Annotated in this window: 21 protein-coding genes and 1 pseudogene; 7 read left to right on the top strand and 15 right to left on the bottom strand. The window is 70.4% G+C overall.

The window, feature by feature from the left end; all coding sequences use genetic code 11:
- Positions 1–226: 226 nt before the first annotated feature.
- The 6 genes from M8I34_RS39605 to M8I34_RS39630 form a co-directional block, all read right to left on the bottom strand.
- Complete coding sequence (locus tag M8I34_RS39605; RefSeq protein ID WP_250057941.1) at positions 227–796, bottom strand: DUF664 domain-containing protein; 570 nt, start codon at positions 794–796, stop codon at positions 227–229.
- A gap of 191 nt (positions 797–987) precedes the next feature.
- On the bottom strand, positions 988–1,176 hold the full coding sequence (locus tag M8I34_RS39610; protein ID WP_250057942.1) for a hypothetical protein: 189 nt from the start codon (positions 1,174–1,176) through the stop codon (positions 988–990).
- Positions 1,177–1,552: 376 nt separating this feature from the next.
- Positions 1,553–2,404, bottom strand: coding sequence for a helix-turn-helix transcriptional regulator (locus M8I34_RS39615; RefSeq protein WP_250057943.1), 852 nt, complete (start codon positions 2,402–2,404; stop codon positions 1,553–1,555).
- Positions 2,380–2,922 carry a DUF6879 family protein gene (locus tag M8I34_RS39620; RefSeq protein ID WP_250057944.1) on the bottom strand — a complete coding sequence of 181 codons (543 nt, stop codon included), beginning with the start codon at positions 2,920–2,922 and terminating at the stop codon, positions 2,380–2,382. Before M8I34_RS39620 ends, M8I34_RS39615 begins: the two co-directional genes overlap by 25 nt.
- Positions 2,888–3,085 carry a hypothetical protein gene (locus M8I34_RS39625; RefSeq protein WP_250057945.1) on the bottom strand — a complete coding sequence of 66 codons (198 nt, stop codon included), beginning with the start codon at positions 3,083–3,085 and terminating at the stop codon, positions 2,888–2,890. The genes M8I34_RS39620 and M8I34_RS39625 overlap by 35 nt, the downstream gene beginning before the upstream one ends.
- A 266-nt stretch (positions 3,086–3,351) precedes the next feature.
- A complete protein-coding gene (locus tag M8I34_RS39630) occupies positions 3,352–5,025 on the bottom strand; it encodes a fumarate hydratase (protein WP_250057946.1) in 1,674 nt (557 codons plus the stop codon).
- A gap of 166 nt (positions 5,026–5,191) precedes the next feature.
- On the opposite strand from M8I34_RS39630, the gene M8I34_RS39635 reads away from it, so the two are divergent.
- Both M8I34_RS39635 and M8I34_RS39640 read left to right on the top strand, forming a co-directional pair.
- Entirely contained in the window at positions 5,192–6,073 is an 882-nt protein-coding gene (locus M8I34_RS39635; RefSeq protein WP_250057947.1) for a DUF1707 domain-containing protein, read from the top strand.
- A 282-nt stretch (positions 6,074–6,355) separates the two neighbouring features.
- Positions 6,356–6,661: a WhiB family transcriptional regulator gene (locus tag M8I34_RS39640; RefSeq protein ID WP_199812666.1), complete on the top strand. Its 306-nt coding sequence runs from the start codon at positions 6,356–6,358 to the stop codon at positions 6,659–6,661.
- Positions 6,662–6,782: 121 nt separating this feature from the next.
- Here the strand turns inward: M8I34_RS39640 and glpX are convergent, their stop codons facing one another.
- Positions 6,783–7,814: a class II fructose-bisphosphatase gene (gene glpX, locus M8I34_RS39645; protein WP_030981453.1), complete on the bottom strand. Its 1,032-nt coding sequence runs from the start codon at positions 7,812–7,814 to the stop codon at positions 6,783–6,785.
- Between the two features lie 236 nt (positions 7,815–8,050).
- Between glpX and M8I34_RS39650 the strand changes: the two genes are divergently transcribed.
- Positions 8,051–8,587: a DUF4245 domain-containing protein gene (locus M8I34_RS39650; RefSeq protein ID WP_284051342.1), complete on the top strand. Its 537-nt coding sequence runs from the start codon at positions 8,051–8,053 to the stop codon at positions 8,585–8,587.
- Between the two features lie 140 nt (positions 8,588–8,727).
- On the opposite strand, the gene M8I34_RS39655 is transcribed toward M8I34_RS39650, so the two are convergent.
- The 4 genes from M8I34_RS39655 to M8I34_RS39670 form a co-directional block, all read right to left on the bottom strand.
- Positions 8,728–9,321 (bottom strand): malonic semialdehyde reductase, encoded by a 594-nt coding sequence (locus M8I34_RS39655; RefSeq protein WP_250057948.1) that lies wholly within the window; start codon positions 9,319–9,321, stop codon positions 8,728–8,730.
- A 222-nt stretch (positions 9,322–9,543) separates the two neighbouring features.
- Positions 9,544–9,840, bottom strand: a complete 297-nt coding sequence (locus tag M8I34_RS39660) for an exodeoxyribonuclease VII small subunit (protein WP_250057949.1) — start codon at positions 9,838–9,840, stop codon at positions 9,544–9,546.
- Between the two features lie 29 nt (positions 9,841–9,869).
- Positions 9,870–11,105, bottom strand: a complete 1,236-nt coding sequence (gene xseA / locus M8I34_RS39665) for an exodeoxyribonuclease VII large subunit (RefSeq protein WP_250057950.1) — start codon at positions 11,103–11,105, stop codon at positions 9,870–9,872.
- 198 nt (positions 11,106–11,303) lie between these two features.
- The gene (locus M8I34_RS39670) at positions 11,304–12,767 is read right to left on the bottom strand and encodes an APC family permease (RefSeq protein WP_250057951.1); all 1,464 of its coding nucleotides are present in this window, start codon (positions 12,765–12,767) and stop codon (positions 11,304–11,306) included.
- Between the two features lie 83 nt (positions 12,768–12,850).
- Between M8I34_RS39670 and M8I34_RS39675 the strand changes: the two genes are divergently transcribed.
- Together M8I34_RS39675 and ppgK are read left to right on the top strand one after the other, a co-directional pair.
- Positions 12,851–13,876, top strand: coding sequence for a 4-hydroxy-3-methylbut-2-enyl diphosphate reductase (locus M8I34_RS39675; protein WP_250057952.1), 1,026 nt, complete (start codon positions 12,851–12,853; stop codon positions 13,874–13,876).
- Positions 13,877–13,961: 85 nt separating this feature from the next.
- Positions 13,962–14,855 (top strand): polyphosphate--glucose phosphotransferase, encoded by an 894-nt coding sequence (ppgK, locus tag M8I34_RS39680; protein WP_250057953.1) that lies wholly within the window; start codon positions 13,962–13,964, stop codon positions 14,853–14,855.
- A 13-nt stretch (positions 14,856–14,868) separates the two neighbouring features.
- On the opposite strand, the pseudogene M8I34_RS41770 reads toward ppgK, so the two are convergent.
- Positions 14,869–15,438 (bottom strand): annotated as a pseudogene (locus tag M8I34_RS41770) (DUF6542 domain-containing protein); the annotation flags it as partial.
- A 349-nt stretch (positions 15,439–15,787) separates the two neighbouring features.
- Between M8I34_RS41770 and ychF the strand changes: the two are divergent.
- The gene (ychF, locus tag M8I34_RS39685; RefSeq protein ID WP_244418882.1) at positions 15,788–16,876 is read left to right on the top strand and encodes a redox-regulated ATPase YchF; all 1,089 of its coding nucleotides are present in this window, start codon (positions 15,788–15,790) and stop codon (positions 16,874–16,876) included.
- A 191-nt stretch (positions 16,877–17,067) separates the two neighbouring features.
- On the opposite strand, the gene M8I34_RS39690 is transcribed toward ychF, so the two are convergent.
- From M8I34_RS39690 to M8I34_RS39700, 3 genes are all read right to left on the bottom strand, one after another.
- The gene (locus M8I34_RS39690) at positions 17,068–17,637 is read right to left on the bottom strand and encodes a carbonic anhydrase (RefSeq protein WP_250057954.1); all 570 of its coding nucleotides are present in this window, start codon (positions 17,635–17,637) and stop codon (positions 17,068–17,070) included.
- Positions 17,638–18,079: 442 nt separating this feature from the next.
- Entirely contained in the window at positions 18,080–18,493 is a 414-nt protein-coding gene (locus M8I34_RS39695; protein WP_250057955.1) for a hypothetical protein, read from the bottom strand.
- Positions 18,494–18,649: 156 nt separating this feature from the next.
- Positions 18,650–19,399, bottom strand: a complete 750-nt coding sequence (locus tag M8I34_RS39700; protein ID WP_250057956.1) for a PIG-L deacetylase family protein — start codon at positions 19,397–19,399, stop codon at positions 18,650–18,652.
- Between the two features lie 407 nt (positions 19,400–19,806).
- Between M8I34_RS39700 and M8I34_RS39705 the strand changes: the two genes are divergently transcribed.
- A complete protein-coding gene (locus tag M8I34_RS39705; RefSeq protein ID WP_244418878.1) occupies positions 19,807–20,559 on the top strand; it encodes a GntR family transcriptional regulator in 753 nt (250 codons plus the stop codon).
- Positions 20,560–20,756 lie beyond the last annotated feature (197 nt).

The raw sequence follows: 20,756 nt of genomic DNA on the forward strand, positions 1-20,756 counted from the left end.
GCTAGAGCTGCCCCGCTCAACCCCTGACGGCGGGTGAGCCCTCTCCGGGCGTTCGGAGAGGGCCGCCAGGGAGTGACGACCTTCGGGCCGAGGGAGTCGGGGCACCCCGGCCTGCTGGCGAGTCGGCAGGCAGATGTTCAGCGGGCGCACCGCAAACCTGCCTGCGCCTGCGCTGCGTCGGCGCCACGCCTGCGCCTCCGGCGACGGATGCAGCCCCCAGCCCCCGCTACTGCCCCACCCTGCCATCGATGCACTCGCGCAACAGATCGGCCTGCCCGCAGTGACGGGCGTACTCCTCGATCCGGTGCACCAGCAGCTCCCGGACGGCGAACCCGTCCTTCCCCAGACGCTCGCCCAGATCCGGGTGCTCGGCCAGCGCGGCGTCGGTCGCGGCCTGCTCGCGCGCCAGATCGGAGTACGCGGCGTCGACCTCGGCCTGATCCGCGACAGCTCCGTTGAAGTCCGCGTCACGCTCGCCGTACAGCTTCGGCAGCGGTTCACCGTCGCTGATCCAGTTGCGCCAGTCCCGCTCCACCTCGGCGAGGTGCCGGAGCAGGCCGAGCAGCGACAGCGTCGACGGCGGAACCGACCGACGCGCCAGCTGCTCCGCATCCAGGCCCTCGCACTTCATCCGCAGGGTCATGCGGTAGTTCGTCAGGAAGTCCTGAAGCGTCGCAAGCTCGCCGTCCGGACTGACACCGTCGCTGTTGCGGGGGTCGTCGTCCGGGTCGGCCCACATGTCGGGGTAGACGTTCGCCTGGCTCCATCGCGCGGGTTGGTCACTCATGCGGCCCATATTCGACCGCGCACACGCAAGCCGCCAGCGAGTTTCGGTACGGACGAACGGGTGCGCACGGTCGCTCCGGCCGTCGAGGAAGGCGCGGGGCTTGGTAGGGAGTCGCGGACGGGCCGGAAGGCGCCGCTGGGCCGGCGGCGGACGAAATCCCCCGTACCCCTCCTGAACATGGGGATTTCTGTGTTCCCCCGCTACTGACCGTCGCCGCCCTGCGGTGCGGGATCGCGGGGTGCCTCCGGGGGCATGGGCCCGGCGTCATGCTTCCCGCCGTCGGCCTGGGCGGCCCCCGCCAGGTCCCGTGGGTGCCGGAAGGGGACTCCGCGCCACCCCTCGGCATCGGGCCTGCGCGTCCCGTACGTATCCACGGCCGCAACACTCATCTGCCGACCTCCTCTACTCGTGCTTTCGTGAGAGGCCATACCGCCATTCCGTCGATGGCATGACCCGTGGCCCTCAGGGGATTCCTCAGCGGAAGTCATAGGAGTTTCAGGTCGCCCGCCCTGCGGTGGGGGGATTTCGGAGCTCGACATTGCAGTCCACCACCGCTGAAAAGTTGCCCTTGCTCTCTGCCTCCGCGCGCTGCTCTGCCAGCGCGGCACAGACGTCGCATTCCGTGGCCGGCGCCGGCCGGTCGAGCGGGGGGGGGACAGGTGGACGGGCGGTGCCATCGTCGTTCTCGTGTCGCTCATCGTTGCTTGCCTCCCGGTCAATTTCCTACCGTTGGCATGCAATGGTTCCGTGACGAGCGGGCGCTGCCTAGCTGGTTTCCTGTTCGCGCAAGAAGTCGTCGCGGATAGCTTCGAGCATGGCGCGCATGTCGTTACCTGCCAGCGCGATGGATGCGAACCCCTCGAACTTGCGGACATACACGGAAACATCTCTGGGGTCCGTGACAACAACCTCTGCATGAATCGTCTCGACGGTGACCGTCCTGTCATCCCGGATGACAAAGGCGTGATTTGCAATGTCCTGCTGTTGTGCGGACAGGGGGACGACGCGAATATCTATGTTGGGCAGACGTGAAAGAGAGACGAGTCTGTCTACTTGCTCCGCCATCCTGGCTGCCGACACAATGCGCCACCGCAGTACCGGCTCAGTGATGATGAAGTGGAGTTCCTTCGTGGAGTCGTAGAGGACCTGCTGGCGTTCGATACGGGCACCGATGGTGCGGGTGAGTGCGTCTTCGCCGAGGTCGTGCCGGGAGAGAATCGCCCGGATGTATTCGGGCGTCTGTAGCAAGCCGGGGACCAACGCCGGCTGGAACAGCCGCAGCAACGCCATGTGAGCTTCCAGCGATCTGGTCTGGTGCTGGGCCTTGTGTACCCCCATGCGACGGATAAGGCGCCAAGCCGTGGCCTCAGTGGATTCCGTCCGGACAGCCTCCAGATACTCCGTCTTGACCTCATCGGAAACGCCGATGGTCGTAAGGATGCGCTCTACGTCTACGACGGACGGAGCGGCTTTCCCCGTTTCAATCTTGCTCAATTTGCTGGCAGACATGACGGCACTGCGGGCGACAGCTTTGGCTTCCTTCCCGGATGCCTGCCGAAGCGCCCGCAGCGCGGCTCCCAGCTCTCCTCTTCTCACGTGCCGTGCTTCGCCCACCATTCCGAGAACGGCACGGCATGGGCCATGGCCGCATCTCGGTATGCGATGAACTCTGTTGCCCGTTCTCCGCCCAGAACCTCCCGGTCAATCATGGCGCCCGAGTCGTCGTAGTGCATGACGACGGGGGTTGTCTCATCGAAGAGCCAAAAATCTGGTGCCCCTTCGAAGGGGGTCGGCCGTTCGGTGGTATCGAGAATGAAGAACTCTTCACCACCCGTCGTGTTCTTCTGGTATCCCCAGCCCAGTTCGAACCGTAGGTAGGGGGTAAGCGGTCGCGAAAGAACGTGAACGCGATAGACGCGCTTGCCCCTGCTCGTGTGAGAACGGAGTTCTGATACCCAGGATTCGTTGTAGTCGGCCGGCTGGGGCTCTCCGGCGAGAAACGCTTGATAGGCTTCCGCGTTTCCTGACTTGCTGTAGTCGTCCAGGGTCTCCAGCCGGAATGCCTCCAGCTCGAAGGTGTCGAACAGTTCGCTGAGAGTTTTAAGCGCCACGAATACTCTTCCGGATGAGGTCATGCACAAGTTCTGCCGGGATTTCCACCACGGTCTCGTGCGCGGGAATCTCCAGCCCGTGATCCGCGGGAGTCTCGCCCTGCACCAGCAGGGTTCCCCTGTCGGTGGCGTAGATCGTGGGGCAATCCTTGATGTCGCAGGTGCTCACAAGCTTGGTGACCTTCATGGGTTCCCTCCCCGGCCTGCTCTGTCGTCGTCGATGCTCGCGAGCAACTGACCTGAGGCGCAAGGGGTTCCAGTTTCCAAGACGAGAAATCGGGACCGGCGCCCTGGCGCATGGTTCCTGACGGCCTGTCGGCGCGTCGTTGACGACTCATGGCGGGCTGCTGCGTGCCGGAGGGCGTGACCGTGGTCGGACCGGGCAGGGCCGGAAGCGGCGCAACGGCAAGAGCCCCCAGCGCGTAGCGCCAGGGGCTCTCAGGATTCAGTAGGTCAGTTGCCCTGACGCACCGGAATGCTCGTGAACGTCGGCGCAGGTGCCGGGTCCTGGAAGAAGTCGTTGCCCTTGTCGTCGACGACGATGAAGGCGGGGAAGTCCTCGACCTCGATCCGCCAGACCGCTTCCATGCCGAGCTCCTCGTACTCCAGGACCTCGACCTTCTTGATGCAGTCCTGGGCCAGCCGGGCGGCGGGGCCGCCGATGGAGCCGAGGTAGAAGCCGCCGTGCGCGGCGCAGGCGTCGGTGACCTGCTGGGAGCGGTTGCCCTTGGCCAGCATGACCTTCGAGCCGCCGGCCGCCTGGAACTGCTCGACGTAGGCGTCCATCCGGCCGGCGGTCGTCGGGCCGAAGGAGCCGGAGGCGTAGCCCTCGGGGGTCTTGGCCGGGCCCGCGTAGTAGACCGGGTGGTTCTTCAGGTACTCCGGCATCTCCTCGCCGGCGTCCAGCCGCTCCTTGATCTTGGCGTGCGCGATGTCGCGGGCGACGACCAGGGTGCCGGTGAGGGAGAGGCGGGTCTTGACCGGGTGCTTGGTCAGCTCGGCCAGGACGTCGTCCATGGGGCGGTTGAGGTCGATGGCGACCGCGTCGAGGTCGGGGCCCGCGCCCTCGGTCAGCTGCTCTTCGGTGGTGTCCGGGAGGAAGCGCGCCGGGTCGGTCTCCAGCTGCTCCAGGAAGACGCCCTCGGCGGTGATCTTCGCGACGGCCTGGCGGTCCGCGGAGCAGGAGACGGCGATGGCGACCGGGCAGGACGCGCCGTGACGGGGCAGGCGGACCACGCGGACGTCGTGGCAGAAGTACTTGCCGCCGAACTGCGCGCCGATGCCGATCTTCTGCGTCAGCTCGAAGACCTTCTCCTCCAGCTCCTTGTCGCGGAAGCCGTGGCCGGTGGGCGAGCCCTCGGCGGGCAGCTCGTCGAGGTAGTGCGCGGAGGCGTACTTGGCGGTCTTCATCGCGTACTCGGCGCTCGTACCGCCGACGACGATCGCGAGGTGGTACGGCGGGCAGGCGGCCGTACCGAGCGAACGGATCTTCTGCTCCAGGAACTTCATCATGGAGGCCTCGTTGAGGACCGCCTTGGTCTCCTGGAAGAGGAAGGACTTGTTGGCGCTGCCGCCGCCCTTGGCCATGAAGAGGAACTTGTAGGCGCCGCCGTCGGTCGCGTACAGCTCGATCTGGGCCGGGAGGTTGGAGCCGGTGTTCTTCTCGTCCCACATCGTCAGCGGAGCCATCTGCGAATAGCGCAGGTTCAGCTGGGTGTAGGCGTCGTAGATGCCGCGGGAGAGGGCTGCCTCGTCGCCGCCCTCGGTCAGGACCTGCTGGCCGCGCTTGCCCATCACGATCGCGGTGCCGGTGTCCTGGCACATGGGCAGGACACCCGCGGCGGCGATGTTGGCGTTCTTGAGGAGGTCGAGCGCGACGAAGCGGTCGTTGGAGCTGGCCTCGGGGTCGTCCAGGATCTTGCGGAGCTGGGCGAGGTGCGTCGGGCGCAGGTAGTGCGAAATGTCGTGCATCGCCTCGGCGGCCAGCTTGCGCAGCGCCTCCGGCTCGACCTTGAGGAACGTCCGGCCATCGGCCTCGAAGGTGCTCACGCCCTCCGCGGTGACGAGGCGGTACGGCGTGGTGTCCTCACCTACGGGGAGAAGGTCGGTGTAGGCGAATTCCGGCATCGAAGGTCATTCCTTACTCGGAGAGGTCCGGCTGGCATCTACGGCAGCGCCTCCACAGCGTAGAACCCTGGCGTGCGGACGCCGCTGTGAGGTAAGGCTCAGTACGTGCGAGACCTGTCGCGTCGATCCCTAGTCGCGATCTATCGCGTTTCGGTACGCTGGGGCCGTGGAAGCAGACAACGGGGGACGACCGGGCCCCGAGACCCCGCCCGGACCGCTTCAGAAGCAGGACCGGCTCCGGGAGCGGCAGCCGGTGAACATGACCAAGACGGCGTCCGCGCGGCCCGCCGTGGCCGAGGGCGACATCCGTGCGTCGGACGCGGACCGCGACCGGGTCGCCGAGATCCTCCGCGAGGCGCTGGCGGAGGGACGGCTGGACCCGGAGGAGCACGCCGAGCGGATCGACACCGTCTACCGCGCCAAGACCATGGGCGAGTTGGAGCCCGTCGTACGGGACCTGCCCGCGGCGGGCACCGGCCGCGCGCAGCCGGGACCGGACGCGTATGTCTACGGCCCAGGCGCCCCGGTCCCGGACCAGAACCTTGTCGCGATCTTCAGCGCCTCCGTCCGCAAGGGCCGCTGGCAGGCCCCCGCGCGGATCAACGCCTTCGCGTTCTTCGGCTCCGTCGAGATCGATCTGACCGAGGCGGTCTTCCCGCAGCAGCAGGTCCAGATCAACGTCACGGCGATCTTCGGCAGCGTGGAGATCCGGGTCCCGGAGAACATCACGCTGCGCAGCAGCGGCTCCGGCATCCTGGGCAGCTTCGAGGTCGAGACGCATGACGCCGAGGACACCCACGCCCCGCAGATCCTGGTGAACGGCTATGCCGTGCTGGGCAGCGTGGAGGCCAAGCCCAAGCGCGGTGCCTGGATCCGCGATCTGCGCGACCGGCTGCGCGAGGGGCACCGGGAGCTGCGCCACGAGCTGCGCGAGGGGCGGCGCGAACGTCATCAGGAACTGCGCGCGGGCCGGCACGAAGGGCACGAGCGCCGGCGCTCCGAGCGCCGCGAGCGCCGGGACCGGTTCCGCGGGGGCGAGGGCGCCTGAGGCCGCGTACGGCCGTCGGCCGCGGCACCGCGGCGGCCGACCCATGGAACGGGACGTCACCCGCGATTGTCTCGTTGTCGCACGATCGCCACGGTGTGCATAAGCGTGCGTACAGCGGGTAGGGCTGGTGCATCGTCTCTCGTACGGCTGCGGGGTGCGGAAACAGGCCGTGCGCAGCGAGACGGGCAAGGGTGGTTCTCGCGCCGAAGCCGTCGTCAGGAGTAGACCGTGCTGCTACCGCATCAGCCCCTGCAGGATGCCGCTGTCGTTCCGTCCCAGCAAATGCCTGCTCGTGACGAGGCCGGCCCCTGGCATTCGGAGGCGGTGTGCCGCCGGGACGAAGCCGGGCTGTTCTTCGCCCCGTCCAAGGAGCCGACCGCCGCGCGACTGGCCAGAGAAGAGGCCGCGAAGCGGGTCTGCGCCCGCTGTCCCGTAATGGTCGAGTGCCGGGAGCATGCGCTGCTCCAGCCCGAGCCGTACGGCGTCTGGGGCGGTCTGACCGCGGCCGAGCGCCGGGTCGTGCTGACCCGCCGGCGGCGCCGGGAGACCGAGCTCCAGCGCGCGGCCCATATGCCCGCGGCCGGCTAGACGGCCGCGCGAGCGGCTTCGGCCCATCGCACGCACCCCAGGGCGTATGGGCCACTTCGCCCCCGCCGGAGACTCTCCGGCGGGGGCGAAGTGCATGCGGTGCCGTGCGGCCCGTACGGGATCAGCTGGGGCGCTCGAAGTCCACCGAGCTGTACGCACGCAGCTTGGACAGCCGGTGCTGGGAGTCGATCTGGCGGATGGTGCCGGACTTGGAACGCATCACCAGGGACTGGGTGTAGGCGTTCTCGGCGCGGTAGCGCACCCCGCGCAGCAGCTCGCCGTCGGTGATGCCGGTCGCGACGAAGAAGACGTTGTCGCCGCGGACCAGGTCGCCGATCTCCAGCACCTTGTCCAGGTCGTGCCCGGCGTCCAGCGCCCGCTGCCGCTCCTCGTCGTCCTTGGGCCACAGCTTGCCCTGGAAGGCGCCGCCCAGACACTTCAGGGCACAGGCCGCGATGATGCCCTCGGGCGTACCGCCGATGCCCAGCAGCAGGTCCACGCCGGTGCCCTCACGGGCCGCCATGATCGCGCCGGCCACGTCGCCGTCGGCGATGAACTTGATCCGGGCCCCGGCCTCCCGGACCTCCTTGACCAGGCCGTCGTGGCGGGGCCGGTCCAGGATGACGACCGTGACGTCCTCGACCGCGGACTTCTTCGCCTTGGCGATCCGCTTGATGTTCACGGCCACCGGCGCCGTGATGTCCACGAAGTCCGCCGCCTCCGGGCCCGTGGCGAGCTTGTCCATGTAGAAGACCGCGGACGGGTCGAACATCGAGCCGCGCTCGGCCACCGCCATCACGGACACGGCGTTCGCCATGCCCTTGGCGGTCAGCGTCGTCCCGTCCACCGGGTCCACGGCCACGTCGCACTCCGCGCCGGTCCCGTCACCCACGCGCTCGCCGTTGTAGAGCATCGGGGCGTTGTCCTTCTCGCCCTCCCCGATGACCACGACGCCGTTCATCGAGACGGTGTGGATCAGGGCGCGCATGGCCTTGACCGCCGCGCCGTCCGCGCCGTTCTTGTCACCTCGCCCCACCCAACGGCCCGACGCCATGGCACCGGCCTCGGTCACCCGGACGAGCTCCAGGGCGAGGTTGCGGTCCGGGGCTTCGGGGCTGACCTCGAGTGGGGACGGGAGATGATGCTCGCTCATCGAGCGCACCTTTCTGAACGGCGACGGCCGTGAAGGAATGAGGGTGGCTGTGCGGGGGTGCGGGGGTTTCCCCCGGAGGTTCACAGTATCTCCAGGCCGCCAAAATGAGCAGAGGGCCCTTCGCATGAGCGCCCGTGGGGGAGCTGGTCGCCTGGTCGTTCGCGCAGGTCACCGGCTTTGCCGGGGGGCCTGTCAGGGGAGCGGCGGGGATGGGGGACCATAGGGGCGTGGCAGGTATGCGAGGCAGGCAAACGGTGCGGGACATGGTCCTGTCGCTGGCGGTGATCGGCGCTCTCGTCGGCGCGATCTACATCTTCATCCCGCACGACGAGAGCGCGGACGCGGCGAAGAACGCGGTCAAGACAGTCGACTACCGCGTCGAACTGATCACGGCCCGGCGCGCGGCGCCCTACGCGGTCGCCGCGCCCGAGGGGCTGCCCAAAACCTGGCGCGCCACCTCCGTCTCGTACAAGGCGAACGAGGACGGCAAGGGCGGCGCCTGGCATCTGGGCCTGCTCGACCCGGAGCAGCAGTACGCGGCCGTCGAGCAGAGCGACGCCACGCCGCGGAAGTACATCCAGGAGGTCACGCTCGGCGCGGCCAAGGTCGAGGGCAAGCAGGCCGTCGGCAGCAAGAAGTGGGACCGCTACAAGGGCGACAAGTACAACGCGCTGGTCCGCGAGGAGTCCGGGGTGACCACGGTCGTCACCGGCACCGCGCCCTACGGGCGGCTCGCCGACCTGGCCGCCGCGCTGGTGGCGAAGAAGGGCTGAGCCCCTGAGACGCCGATGAGGCCGCCGTACCCGGAAGGGTGCGGCGGCCTCATCGATGCGCGGACCTGTGCGGGACAGGTTTCCTGCGGGTCCCTACGGGTTCCCTACGGGACTCTTACGGGTTCCCTGCGGGCGTCCGCTCAGACGGTGGCGACGGCCTCGTCGAAGGTCAGCCGCGGGGAGCGCGGGGAGAAGGCGTCGGCGCCCGGCTTGCCGATGTTGATGATGAGGAAGGACTTCTGCTTGCCGTCGCCGAAGAACTCCTTGTCGACGCCGGTGAAGTCGAAGCCGGTCATCGGGCCCGCGGCCAGGCCGGCGGCGCGGATGCCGACGATGAAGTAACCGGCCTGGAGGGTGGCGTTCTGGGTGCCGGCCACCTCGCGGCGCGCGGCCTCGGAGAAGAACGTGTCCTTGATGCCCGGGGCGTGCGGGAAGAGCTGCGGCAGCTTCTCGTGGAAGTCCAGGTCCACGGAGAGGATCGCGGTCAGCGGCGCGCCGAGGGTCTTCGGGCCGTTGGCGCCCATGGCGTGGCCGACCAGGCGCTCACGGGCCTCCTGCGAACGGACCAGGGTTATCCGCAGCGGCGACTGGTTGAAGGCGGTCGGGCCGAACTTCACCAGGTCGTAGACGGCCTGGACCTGCTCGTCGGTGACCGGCTCGTCCGTGAACGTGTTGGCGGTCTGGGCCTCCCGGAACAGGAGGTCCTGAGCGGCGGCGTCAAGGGCGAGAGACATGGGGGCACCTCGGTGAGTGAGCTGGGCGTTCGGGTTCTGTGGCACTGAAGACAGTAGTGATCATGCACGTGCGACAGGGGTCGTACGGGAAACCACTGTAATTCAGATAGATTAAGATTCAACTAAACCGTGGGTGTTGTGAGGCGGTTCACAGTGTTTCGCTTCCTCTGCCGGGGAGGGCCGGTCCACGGAGACCGGGAAGGCGCCCCCTATGCGCGCCCCCTAGGCGCGCTCCGCCTCCGGCTCGTCCGACGGCTCCGCCAGTGCGGCGTCCAGCCGGGCCCGTGCGCCGTCCAGCCAGCGCCGGCAGACCTTCGCCAGCGCCTCGCCGCGCTCCCACAGCGCGAGCGACTCCTCCAGCGTCGTGCCGCCCGCCTCCAGGCTGCGGACGACCTCGATCAGCTCGTCCCGCGCCTGCTCGTAGCCCAGCGTGGAGTCCACCGACTCCACCGGGGCCGCCGCGCCGGCCGCCGCACCCTGCTCCGCGTCCGCCGCGCCATCCGTCTTCGCCTTAGCCATGTCTCCCACCCTAAGAGTCTGCCTTTGCACTATTCGGGGGGTGTGACAGCGCCCGGGACGCCGTCCACCCGCACCCGGAACTCGCCCTCGGCCACCCGGGCCCGCAACGCGTCGTCCGCGTCGACCTCGCCCGGTGAGCGCACCGCCGTCCCGTCCGGCTTCTGGAGCACCGCATAACCGCGCTCCAGCGTCGCCTTGGGGGAGAGCGCGACCACCCGGGCCAGGGTGTGCGTCAGCTCCGAGTCGGCGCGGTCCAGCAGATGCCCCAGGGTCCGCCGGCCGCGCTCCAGCAGCGCGGTGACCTGCTCCTCGCGGTCCTCGACCATCCGCTGCGGCCGCTGTATGCACGGCCGCTGAAGGGCTGCCGCGAGCCCCCGCTCCTCCCGCTGGAGGAAGCCGTCGACGGCGCGCAGCGCCCGCTCCCGCAGCTGCTGGACCCGGGCCAGCTCCTCGCCCACGTCCGGCACCACCTTCTTCGCGGCGTCCGTCGGCGTCGAGGCGCGCAGATCGGCGACCAGGTCCAGCAGCGGGGTGTCCGGCTCATGGCCGATCGCCGAGACGACGGGCGTCACGGCCGCGCTCACGGCCCGGACGAGCTGCTCGTCGGAGAACGGCAGCAGATCCTCCACGCTGCCGCCGCCCCGCGCCACGATGATCACGTCCACCTCGGGGAGCGCGTCCAGCTCCTGGACGGCCGCCACCACCTGCGGGACCGCATGCACCCCCTGCACCGGCACATTGCGCACCGCGAAGCGGACGGCCGGCCAGCGGTGCCTGGCGTTCTCCAGGACGTCCCGCTCCGCGGCGCTCGCCCGGCCGCAGACCAGCCCGATCAGCTGCGGCAGGAACGGCAGCGGCCTCTTACGGTCGGCCGCGAACAGCCCCTCCGCCGCCAGCGACTTCTTCAACTGCTCCAGCCGGGCGAGGAGTTCACCGACGCCGACCGGCTTGATCTCGGCGGCCCGCAGCGACAGCTGGCCGCGCGGGGCGTACCACTCCGGCTTGGCGTGCACCACCACCCGGGCGCCCTCGCTCACCACGTCGGCGACCTTGTCGAAGACCTGGCGGTAGCACGTCACGCTCACCGAGATGTCGTACGACGGGTCACGCAGCGTCAGAAAGACCACGCCCGCTCCGGGGCGCCGCGAGAGCTGGGTGATCTGCCCCTCGACCCACACCGCGCCGAGCCGGTCGATCCAACCGCCGATGAGCCGGGACACCTCGCCGACCGGGATCGGCGTTTCCGGGGACGTAGAAACAGCCATACGAGCGAGACTAACGGCGGGCACTGACAGTGGCGGCGCTCCTGCGGTGCGTGGGCCGGACGGGCGACGGCCGGGCGAGCGGCTCCGCCGTGGCATCCACCGGCCCGCACAGCTTCCCCGGCCCCACCCGCGCCGGCCCTCGCCGCGCCCGTCGGCTCCTTCTCCAGCCCACCCGCGCTCGGCCCGCGCCCCCGCCCGTCAGCCCTGCAATCCGCCCGCCCCCGCCCGTCCCCGGTACTGCACCACCAGCACCACCAGCCCCACCACCAGCCAGGCGCCGCCCACGGCCTGGGCGGCGCCGGCGGCCTCGACGATCACCGCGACTACCACCGCCAGCCCCAGCAACGGCACCACCAGATGCCGCAGCACGCTCGGCGGCCCGCCCGCCCGGCGGATCCAGAAGCAGCCGATCACCGCCGCGTGCAGCAGCCCGAACGCGGTCAGCGCCCCCACGTTCACGACCGACGACAACTGCTCCAGCCCGTCGTCCCTGCGGGCCGCCCACACCGCCGCCACCAGCGTCACCAGGGCCGCCCCCAGCAGCGCCCTGCGCGGTACCCCGCTGCCCGCGTCCACCTTCGACATCGCCCCCGGCAGCCGCCGGTCCCGGGCCATCGCGAACAGCAGCCGGGCGGCCGCCGCCTGCCCCGCCAGCGCCGCGAACGCCGCGCCGACCGCCTTGCTCACCGCCACCAGATCACGCAGCCAGCCGCCCACCGCCGCATCGACCGTGGCGTAGAAGGCGCCGCCCTGCTCCCCGGGCCGGGCCGCCAGCTCCGCCGCGCTCATCGGCATCAGCAGCGCCGCCAGATACGTCTGCACGGCGAACAGCACACCGGCCACCACCAGACAGGTGAGCACCGCCCGCGCCACCCGGTCCGGCCCGCCGGGCCTCCGGCCGCCCCTCCCGGTGACCGCCGGGCCCGCGGCCTCCTCGGCGAACGACGCGATCGCGTCGAAGCCCAGGTAGGAGAGCACCGCCACCGACACCGCGGCCGGCACCGCACCGACCGCGAAACCGCCCTCACCGGTCAGCGGCACGGCCCAGCCGCGCGGCGCCCCGTGCGCGATCAGCTCGACGACCGCCGACACCACGAACACCGCGAGCACCACGATCTCCATGGCCAGCACCGCGAAGCCGACCCGGGCCGCGGTCCGTACGCCCCACAGGTTCAGCAGCGTGGTCACGGCCACCGCCAGCGCCGTCCACACCCACTGGTGCACGGACGGCACCAGCGCATGCAGCGCGATCCCGGAGAACAGGTACGCCACCGCTGGAATCAGCAGATAGTCCAGCATCGCCATCCATCCGGCGACAAAACCCGCGCCCTCGCCCAGCCCCACCCGGGCGTACGTGTAGACCGACCCGGCCTGCGGGGCGACCCGCACCATCTGGGCGTACGAGTACGCGGTGAACGCCATCGCGACCGTCGCGACGAGGTAGACGAGGGTGATCGCGCCGTGCGACGTGGCCTGGAGGGTGCCGAAGATCCCGACCGGCGCCATCGGGGCGATGAACAGCAGCCCGTAGACGATCAGGTCCCGGAAGGTCAGCGTCCGCCGCAGCCCGCCGGGGGCGCCGGTGCGCCCGCCCCCGTCGGCGGCGGGGACCGCGTCGCCGCCCGCTCCCTGGCCGCCCGTGCCGCCGATCGTGCCCGGCATCCTGCCTCCTCGCTCCGTGCCGTCCTCAGTCTGGGACAAAGGCGCGATCTCCCCGGCAGGGCCACGGCTTTACGATGGGACGCATGACTTCCTCGCCCAGCCCGACGCCCGCTGCCACCCCGGGCGAAGACGCTCCGCGCGACCAGCGCAAGGTCCTGCTCGCCGCCCCCCGGGGCTACTGCGCGGGCGTCGACCGCGCCGTGATCGCCGTCGAGAAGGCCCTTGAGCAGTACGGTGCCCCCGTCTACGTACGCCACGAGATCGTGCACAACAAGTACGTCGTGAAAACCCTCGAGAAGAAGGGCGCCATCTTCGTCGACGAGACGGAAGAGGTGCCCGAGGGCAACATCGTCATCTTCTCGGCGCACGGCGTCGCCCCGGTCGTCCACGAAGAAGCCAAGCGCGGCAAGCTCGCCACCATCGACGCCACCTGCCCGCTGGTCACCAAGGTCCACAAGGAAGCCGTCCGCTACGCCAAGGAGGACTACGACATCCTCCTGATCGGCCACGAGGGCCACGAAGAGGTCGTCGGCACCAGCGGTGAGGCGCCCGAGCACATCACCCTCGTCGACGGTCCCGACGACGTCGCCAATGTCGAGGTCCGCGACCCGGAGAAGGTCGTCTGGCTCTCCCAGACCACGCTCTCGGTCGACGAGACGATGGAGACGGTCGACGCGCTCAAGGGCCGCTACCCCAACCTCCTCTCGCCGCCCAGCGACGACATCTGCTACGCCACCCAGAACCGCCAGATCGCGGTGAAGCAGATGGGTGCCGAGGCCGACCTCGTCATCGTCGTCGGCTCCAAGAACTCCTCGAACTCCGTGCGCCTCGTCGAGGTCGCACTGGGCGCCGGCGCCCGCGACGCCCATCTGGTCGACTACGCGGACGAGATCGACGAGGCCTGGCTGGAGGGCGTGGGCACGGTCGGTGTCACCTCCGGCGCGTCCGTCCCCGAGATCCTCGTCCACGGCGTCCTGGACTATCTGGCCCAGCGCGGCTACGAGGACGTCGAGACCATCACGGCCGCCGAGGAGTCCATCCACTTCTCGCTGCCCAAGGAGCTCCGCCGCGATCTGCGCGCCGAGGCCCAGGCGGCCACCGAGGGCTGACCCCCGCCGCTGCCGCTTCGCCGTCGGGTCCTCCGGTCGTTCCATCCCGGGGGCGAGCGGCCCCGTCGACGCCTAGCCTTTCCCCATGAAGGTCTTCGGTGTGGACATCGGTGGATCGGGCATCAAGGGTGCCCCGGTGGATCTGGAGCGCGGCGGCCTCGCGGAGGAGCGCTACAAGGTGCTGACCCCGCATCCAGCCACCCCGGATGCGGTCGCCGACGGCGTCAGAGAGGTCGTGGACCACTTCGGGTGGTCGGGGCCGGTCGGGGCGACCTTCCCCGGTGTCGTCACCGGCGGGACGACCCGTACGGCCGCCAACGTCGACAAGGGCTGGATCGGCCTCGACGCCGCCTCCCTGCTGACCACGCGGCTGTGCGGCGAGTCCGGCGGCAGCCCCGTCACGCTGCTCAATGACGCGGACGCGGCCGGCCTGGCCGAAATGCGCTTCGGCGCGGGCGCCGGCCGGACCGGCACGGTCATCGTGCTCACCCTCGGCACCGGTATCGGCAGCGCCGTCTTCACCGACGGCCGTCTCGTGCCCAACACCGAGCTCGGCCATCTGGAGCTGCACGGCCACGACGCCGAGAAGCGCGCCTCCACCAAGGCCAAGGAGGACGAGGAGCTGAGCTGGCAGCACTGGGCCCACCGGGTCCAGAAGTACCTCGCCCATGTGGAGATGCTCTTCTCGCCCGAGCTGTTCGTGATCGGCGGCGGGGTGAGCCGCAAGGCGGAGAAGTTCCTGCCGCTGATCGAGCACATCAGCGCGGAGATCGTGCCGGCTCAGCTTCAGAACAACGCGGGGATTGTGGGGGCCGCGATGGCTGCGTACGCCGCTCGGGCTGGCGAGCCACCTGCCGTGGACGGTTCCCCGGCCGCGGCCGCCCCCGGTCGGCCGTCCGCGCCGGCGGCCGCTCCTGCTGACCGTGCGGTCCGCTCTGCGGTCGACTCGCCGGTCGGCTGGCCCGACGTCGGGCGATGACCAGCACCCGGCGGACGATCGCGAGCAGGGCGCAGATCAGCGTGCCGGCATAGAGCCAGCCCGCGTTCAGCGCGAGCACGGTGAAGACGCCCATCAGCAGCCCGTCGAACCCGTCCGCGCCGTGCTGGAGGGGCAGCGCACCGAGCGTGAACGCGATCGGCAGCGTGACCGGCGCAATGACCAGGTCGTACGGCCTGACCCACAGCGCCGCGGCGACGCCCACCAGCAGATAGCAGACGCCGTACGCGGCCGGTGCGCCGCCGAACAGCAGCCGGTCCAGAAAGGCGAAGGCCAGCAGCGCCACCGTCGCCAGCAGCCAGCAGCCCAGACCGGTGAGCTTGGCCGCGGGCATCCGGCGCCGCAGGGCGGGCGCCGCGGCGGGCAGGGCGGGGCGCTGCGGCCGCGCCCGGTAGACGGTCGAGGACTCCATGCCCCGCGGCGGGGCCGGGGCGCGCCCCGGGGCCGCGGGCGCGGGAGCCCTGGCAGGCGCACGGGCGGGCCCGGCCTGCGCCGGACCGCGCGCCGCGGCATGGACGACCGCGGGTGCGGACGCCGGTACGGACGCGAACCCGGAGGCCCGCATCGCGGTGAGGAAGTCGTCGTCGGGATCGGGGGCCACTGCCTCCGCGGGGCGCGGGAGCCGGGCGTCCTGGCCCGCGGGCGGACGGGCGGACCGCGGCGGGCTGTGCTGGGGGGTGCGCGCTTCGTGTTGCTCCACTCGTCAACGGTAGGCCGCTAAGTGGGATTAACCGGTTACGGGACACGCGCATTGGGCCGAGCTTCGGGGCCGAATCTCCCGGGCCCGGGGGCCGGGCGGGGTGCGGCCGGTCCCGGTGGCGGCGGCACGGGCCCGGCCGCCCCGTAGACTGGTGGATCGGCCCTCCGGGACCGTGCCCACCCCACCACCTCTCGCTCGGAAGTCGAGTCGCCACGTGTCGCTCACGATCGGAATCGTCGGTCTGCCGAATGTCGGCAAGTCGACCATGTTCAATGCCCTGACCAAGAACGACGTGCTGGCGGCCAACTACCCGTTCGCCACCATCGAGCCGAATGTCGGCGTCGTCGGCGTCCCCGACCCGCGGCTGGCCAAGCTGGCGGAGATCTTCTCCTCCCAGAAGGTCCTCCCGGCCACCGTCGACTTCGTCGACATCGCGGGCATCGTCCGCGGCGCCTCCGAGGGTGAGGGCCTGGGCAACAAGTTCCTCGCGAACATCCGCGAGTCCGATGCGATCTGCCAGGTCATCCGCGCCTTCAAGGACGAGAACGTCGTCCACGTCGACGGCAAGATCTCGCCCAAGAGCGACATCGAGACGATCAACACCGAGCTGATCCTCGCCGACCTCCAGACCATCGAGAAGGTCCTGCCGCGCCTCCAGAAGGAGTCGCGCATCAAGAAGGACATCGCCCCGAAGGTCAAGGCGGTCGAGGAGGCCAAGGCGATCCTGGAGAAGGGCGAGACGCTCTTCGCCGCGGGAATCGTCCAGGGCTCCGGCAACGAGGAGCTGCTGCACGACCTCCACCTCCTCACCACCAAGCCCTTCCTCTACGTCTTCAACGTCGACGAGGACGAGCTGACCGACGAGGACTTCAAGAACGAGCAGCGCGCCCTCGTCGCGCCGGCCGAGGCGATCTTCCTGAACGCCAAGCTGGAGGCCGACCTCGCCGAGCTGGACGAGGACGAGGCCCTGGAACTCCTCCAGTCCGTCGGCCAGGAGGAGCCCGGCCTGGCCACCCTCGCGCACGTCGGCTTCAACACCCTCGGCCTCCAGACCTACCTGACGGCCGGCCCCAAGGAAACCCGGGCCTGGACCATCAAGAAGGGCGCCACCGCCCCCGAGGCCGCCGGCGTCATCCACACCGACTTCCAAAAGGGCTTCATCAAGGCCGAGGTCATCTCCTTCGCCGACCTCGTCGAAACCGGCTCGGTAGCCGAGGCCCGCGCAGCCGGAAAGGCCCGCATGGAGGGCAAGGACTATGTGATGCAGGACGGGGACGTGGTGGAGTTCCGCTTCAACGTGTGAGCGGTGCGCTCCGCGCGTGAGGCTGTCCGGTACATGTGCACGCCGGAAGGGGCCGGGCTCAACGGAGCCCGGCCCCTTCCGTGTTCAATGTCGACGTGGTGGCGGCCCTCCGTGGCGGGGAGCTTCAAGGGGCGGCTCCGTTCACACCCGGGGGCGGCCCCACCAGACGCACGTCCGCCCCGTCCGGGCGGTTAGTACGGCGCGCCGGACAGGACTTCGACCTTGCCGGTGTCGAGCGAGTAGTAGGCGCCGATCACGGCGAGGCTGCCCTTTTTCACGAGGGGGGCCAGGGCGTCGTTGGAGCGCAGGTCGGCCGCGGTCAGGGTGACCTGGGCGCGGGCCATGCGGTCGACCGGGTCGGGGCCGCCCTGCCGGACCGTCTCCTGGTAGGCCGGGCGCAGGGCCTTGGCGATCGACTCCAGGTTGCCGGGCAGCGGTTTGTCGTCACGGAGCGACTTGTAGGCCGCCTCGACGGCGCCGCAACGCTGGTGGCCGAGGACCACGATGAGCGGTGTGCCACTGGTCAGGGGCCCGTACTCCACGGAACCCGTGACCACCGGGCCGACCGCCTCGCCGCCCGTGCGCATCACGTAGAGGTCGCCCAGCCCGGTGTCGAAGAGGAGCTCAGGCGGCACCCGGGAGTCGATGCACGCGAGGACCGACCCGAAGGGCTCCTGTTTCTGGGCCACGAACTCGCGCCGGTCCGGGTCACGGTCGGGGTGCTGGAGGTCCCCGCTCACCCAGCGCTTGTTGCCGTCCATCAGCCGCGTGAAGGCCGCTGCGGGCGTGGTCGGCCGCGATTGCGGTGAAGCCTGCCGCGCCAGCGGCGAAGCGCCGGCCGGCACCGGGGCCGAGCGCGTCGACGAGCACCCCGTGAGTGCGGCCGTGGCGACGACAAACCCGCCGGCGAGCAGAGCCCTGCGACCTGGATGTTCCGCTCCGTCCATCGGTCGTTCCCCTCAGTCAGCTGAGACGCGTGCGTATGTCCTGGCCCGGGCGATTGTTCAGCGCGGTGGGGGAGCTGGACGGGAGGCGCAAGCGGGCAGCGTCCGCTGTGCCACCGACGGCCCACAGAAGCGGCCCGGTCGGCTGCACGTCATCCGCTACGGCGCGCGGCCGGAGGGACCGAGGGCCCGGGGCGGACCCGGGCCCCGATTCCTCAGGCCGGGCGGGCCGGTGACGGACCGTCCGGCCGGAGCGTCATTACTTGCAGGCCCGGCTCGTGTCGCCGTCCTTGCAGATGGTGACCCAGGGGCCGTCCCAGTACGAGGCGGGGCCGATGGTGGCGGTGATGTCCAGCGTGCCGGGACCGCACTGCTTCTGCGGGGACTTGTGCCAGATCTGCGGGCCCCTCGGCTTGCCTATGAAACCGACACCGACCGAGATGGTGTAACAGCCCTTCGCGGCGGTGACGGTCAGCTTGCCCTTGGCCGTCACCGCGCCGCCCTCGTCCCCCCAGACGGTCGTCATCGTGCCGGAGCTCTGCGCTCCGGCGACGCTCTCGTTCCAGGGCTTGGTGTACGGGTCGGATGAGGCGGCTGCGGTGGCGGTGCTCGCGGTGGCGCCGATCATGAGTACGGCGCCGGCGGCCGCGGTGGCGGCCATGAGCTTGCGCATGTCGCAACGTCCCTTCGTGGTGGTGGTGTTGCGTTGACGACAAGACGCTATGGAGGGGGCATATCGCCGCGGTATCGGCGGTGGGCAGCACATTGCCGAAGGTCTCCGGCGAACCCGGGGGCGCCAGACGGACCGGCCACCTCCCGGCGGGCACCCCTAGCGCGGAAAGAGCTGGAAGAGCGTGGCCGGGCGGCCCCGGTAGCGGTCGCCGCCGGCGCGGAGCATCTGCTCGATGAAGGTGTGGGCGTAGGCGTGTGGGTCCTGTTCGGTGCCGCGCAGGCCTCTGATGTACGCGCCGTGGGCCGCCAGTGAGGCGACCGCGCGGTCGATGCCGGGGCCGACCTCGGCGGCGTGTGTGGGGTACGGGGAGCCGGCCACGGCCACCCAGCGGACACCGTTCCAGGGCGCCAGGCCCATCGCGCCGGCGAGCTCGGGGAAGATCCAGCGGTTGCCGGCGTCGCCCGCCGCGTCCAGGACGGCGCGGCCGACCACCCGGTGGTCCGGGCTGTTCCAGTGGCCGCCGTCCCAGGTGTCGTGGTGGTTGAGGGTGAGCAGCAGCTCGGGGCGGTGGCGCCGGATGGCCGCGGACAGGTCGCGGCGCAGCGCCCGGCCGGGCTCGATGACGCCGTCGTGATGCTGGTCGAGGAACTCGACGGTGTGGACGCCGACCAGCGCGGCGCCGGCCCGTTGCTCGGCCTCGCGGATCGTGGCGGACTCGGCCGGCGGGAGCCCGTCGATGCCCGCCTCACCGCGGGTGACCAGCAGGTAGCTGACCTCGCGTCCGGCGTCGGTCCATTCGGCGATGGCGGCCGCGGCGCCGTATTCGAGGTCGTCGGGGTGGGCGACGACGGCGAGCGCCCGCTGCCAGTCCCTGGGCATGGGGGAGAGGTGGGGTTCGGCGGGCATGGGGTCCCTTCCTTCCCGTCCTGATTCCGCGTCCTGCGTTTCCGCGTCCTGCGCGTCCTGCGCGTCCTGCGCGTCCAGCGTCCCGCGCTTCGGTGTCCCGCTTTTCCGGGTCCGGGTGCCGGGTCCGGGTCCGGGTGCCGTCTTCCGCCTGCCGGGTGTGGTGGCGGGCGTCGTCTTGGATCGTGCTCCCTTTTCGATCGTGACATGCATGGGAGTTGGCTACCGGGTGGAAAGAGGGGGTGGGGTGGCGCGGGGTGGGGGTGTGAGGGCCTCCGGTGCCGGTTCTCGCTCGTTTACACGGGCTGAGCTGGGTTTCATCACATCAGGTGAATACCTGGCCCAAGCTTGCGGTCGGCAACACGCGGTTGCCACGCTGTTGCTGACTGTCAAGCTGTTGGGAGGGGCACGTGCCTTTCGGTGAGCAGCCCGCGTACCTTCGCGTCGCCGGCGACCTGCGCCAGAAGATCGTCGACGGGGTGCTGCCGCCGCACACCCGTCTCCCCTCTCAGGCGCGCATCCGAGAGGAATACGGCGTCTCCGACACCGTCGCCCTGGAGGCGCGCAAGGTCCTGATGGCCGAGGGGCTGGTCGAGGGCCGCTCGGGGTCGGGCACCTATGTGCGCGAGCAGCCCGTCCCGCGCCGTATCGCCCGCGTCGGATTCCATTCGGCGGGCGGCTGTACGCCGTTCCGGCAGGAGCAGACGGACGAACGCGTGCGGGGCACCTGGGAGTCCCACAGCGAGCAGGAGCCGGCCGGTCCGGTGATCGCGGCCCGGCTGCGCATCCCGCAGGGCGCCAAGGCGATGCGGACGCGCTATGTCTTCCGGGCGGAGGGTGAGCCGTCGATGCTCTCGACCTCCTGGGAACCCCTGGAGGTGACGGGGCGGACGCCGGTGATGCTCCCGGAGGAGGGGCCGTTGGCGGGGCGCGGGGTGGTCGAGCGGATGGCGGCCATCGATGTGGTGGTGGACAACGTCGTCGAGGAGGTCGGGGCGCGGCCGGCGCTGGCGGAGGAGGCCATGACGCTGGGCGGGGTGCCGGGGCATGCGGTGCTGGTCGTTTCGCGGACGTATTACGCGGGCGGCAGGCCCGTCGAGACGGCCGATGTGGTCACCCTCGCGGACCGTTACCGGGTCGCGTACCACCTCCCCGTGAAGTAGCCGGCCGGTCTTCTCCCCATCCCTCCGCGCGTGCGCCAGACGCCCTGTGGTCGGCCATGGTTCTCGGGGTGACGTCCCATTTGCCCCCTTTGATGGGCAAATGGTGGCTGGATCTTGGCGTGGGAAACCTCACACAGCCTCAACTGGGCGGGATTTTCGGGCAGCTGTGGGAAGTCGACCATCCGATTCGCTCTTAC

It is taken from the genome of Streptomyces sp. MCA2 (genome assembly GCF_023544705.1).
GTDB lineage: Bacteria > Actinomycetota > Actinomycetes > Streptomycetales > Streptomycetaceae > Streptomyces > Streptomyces decoyicus.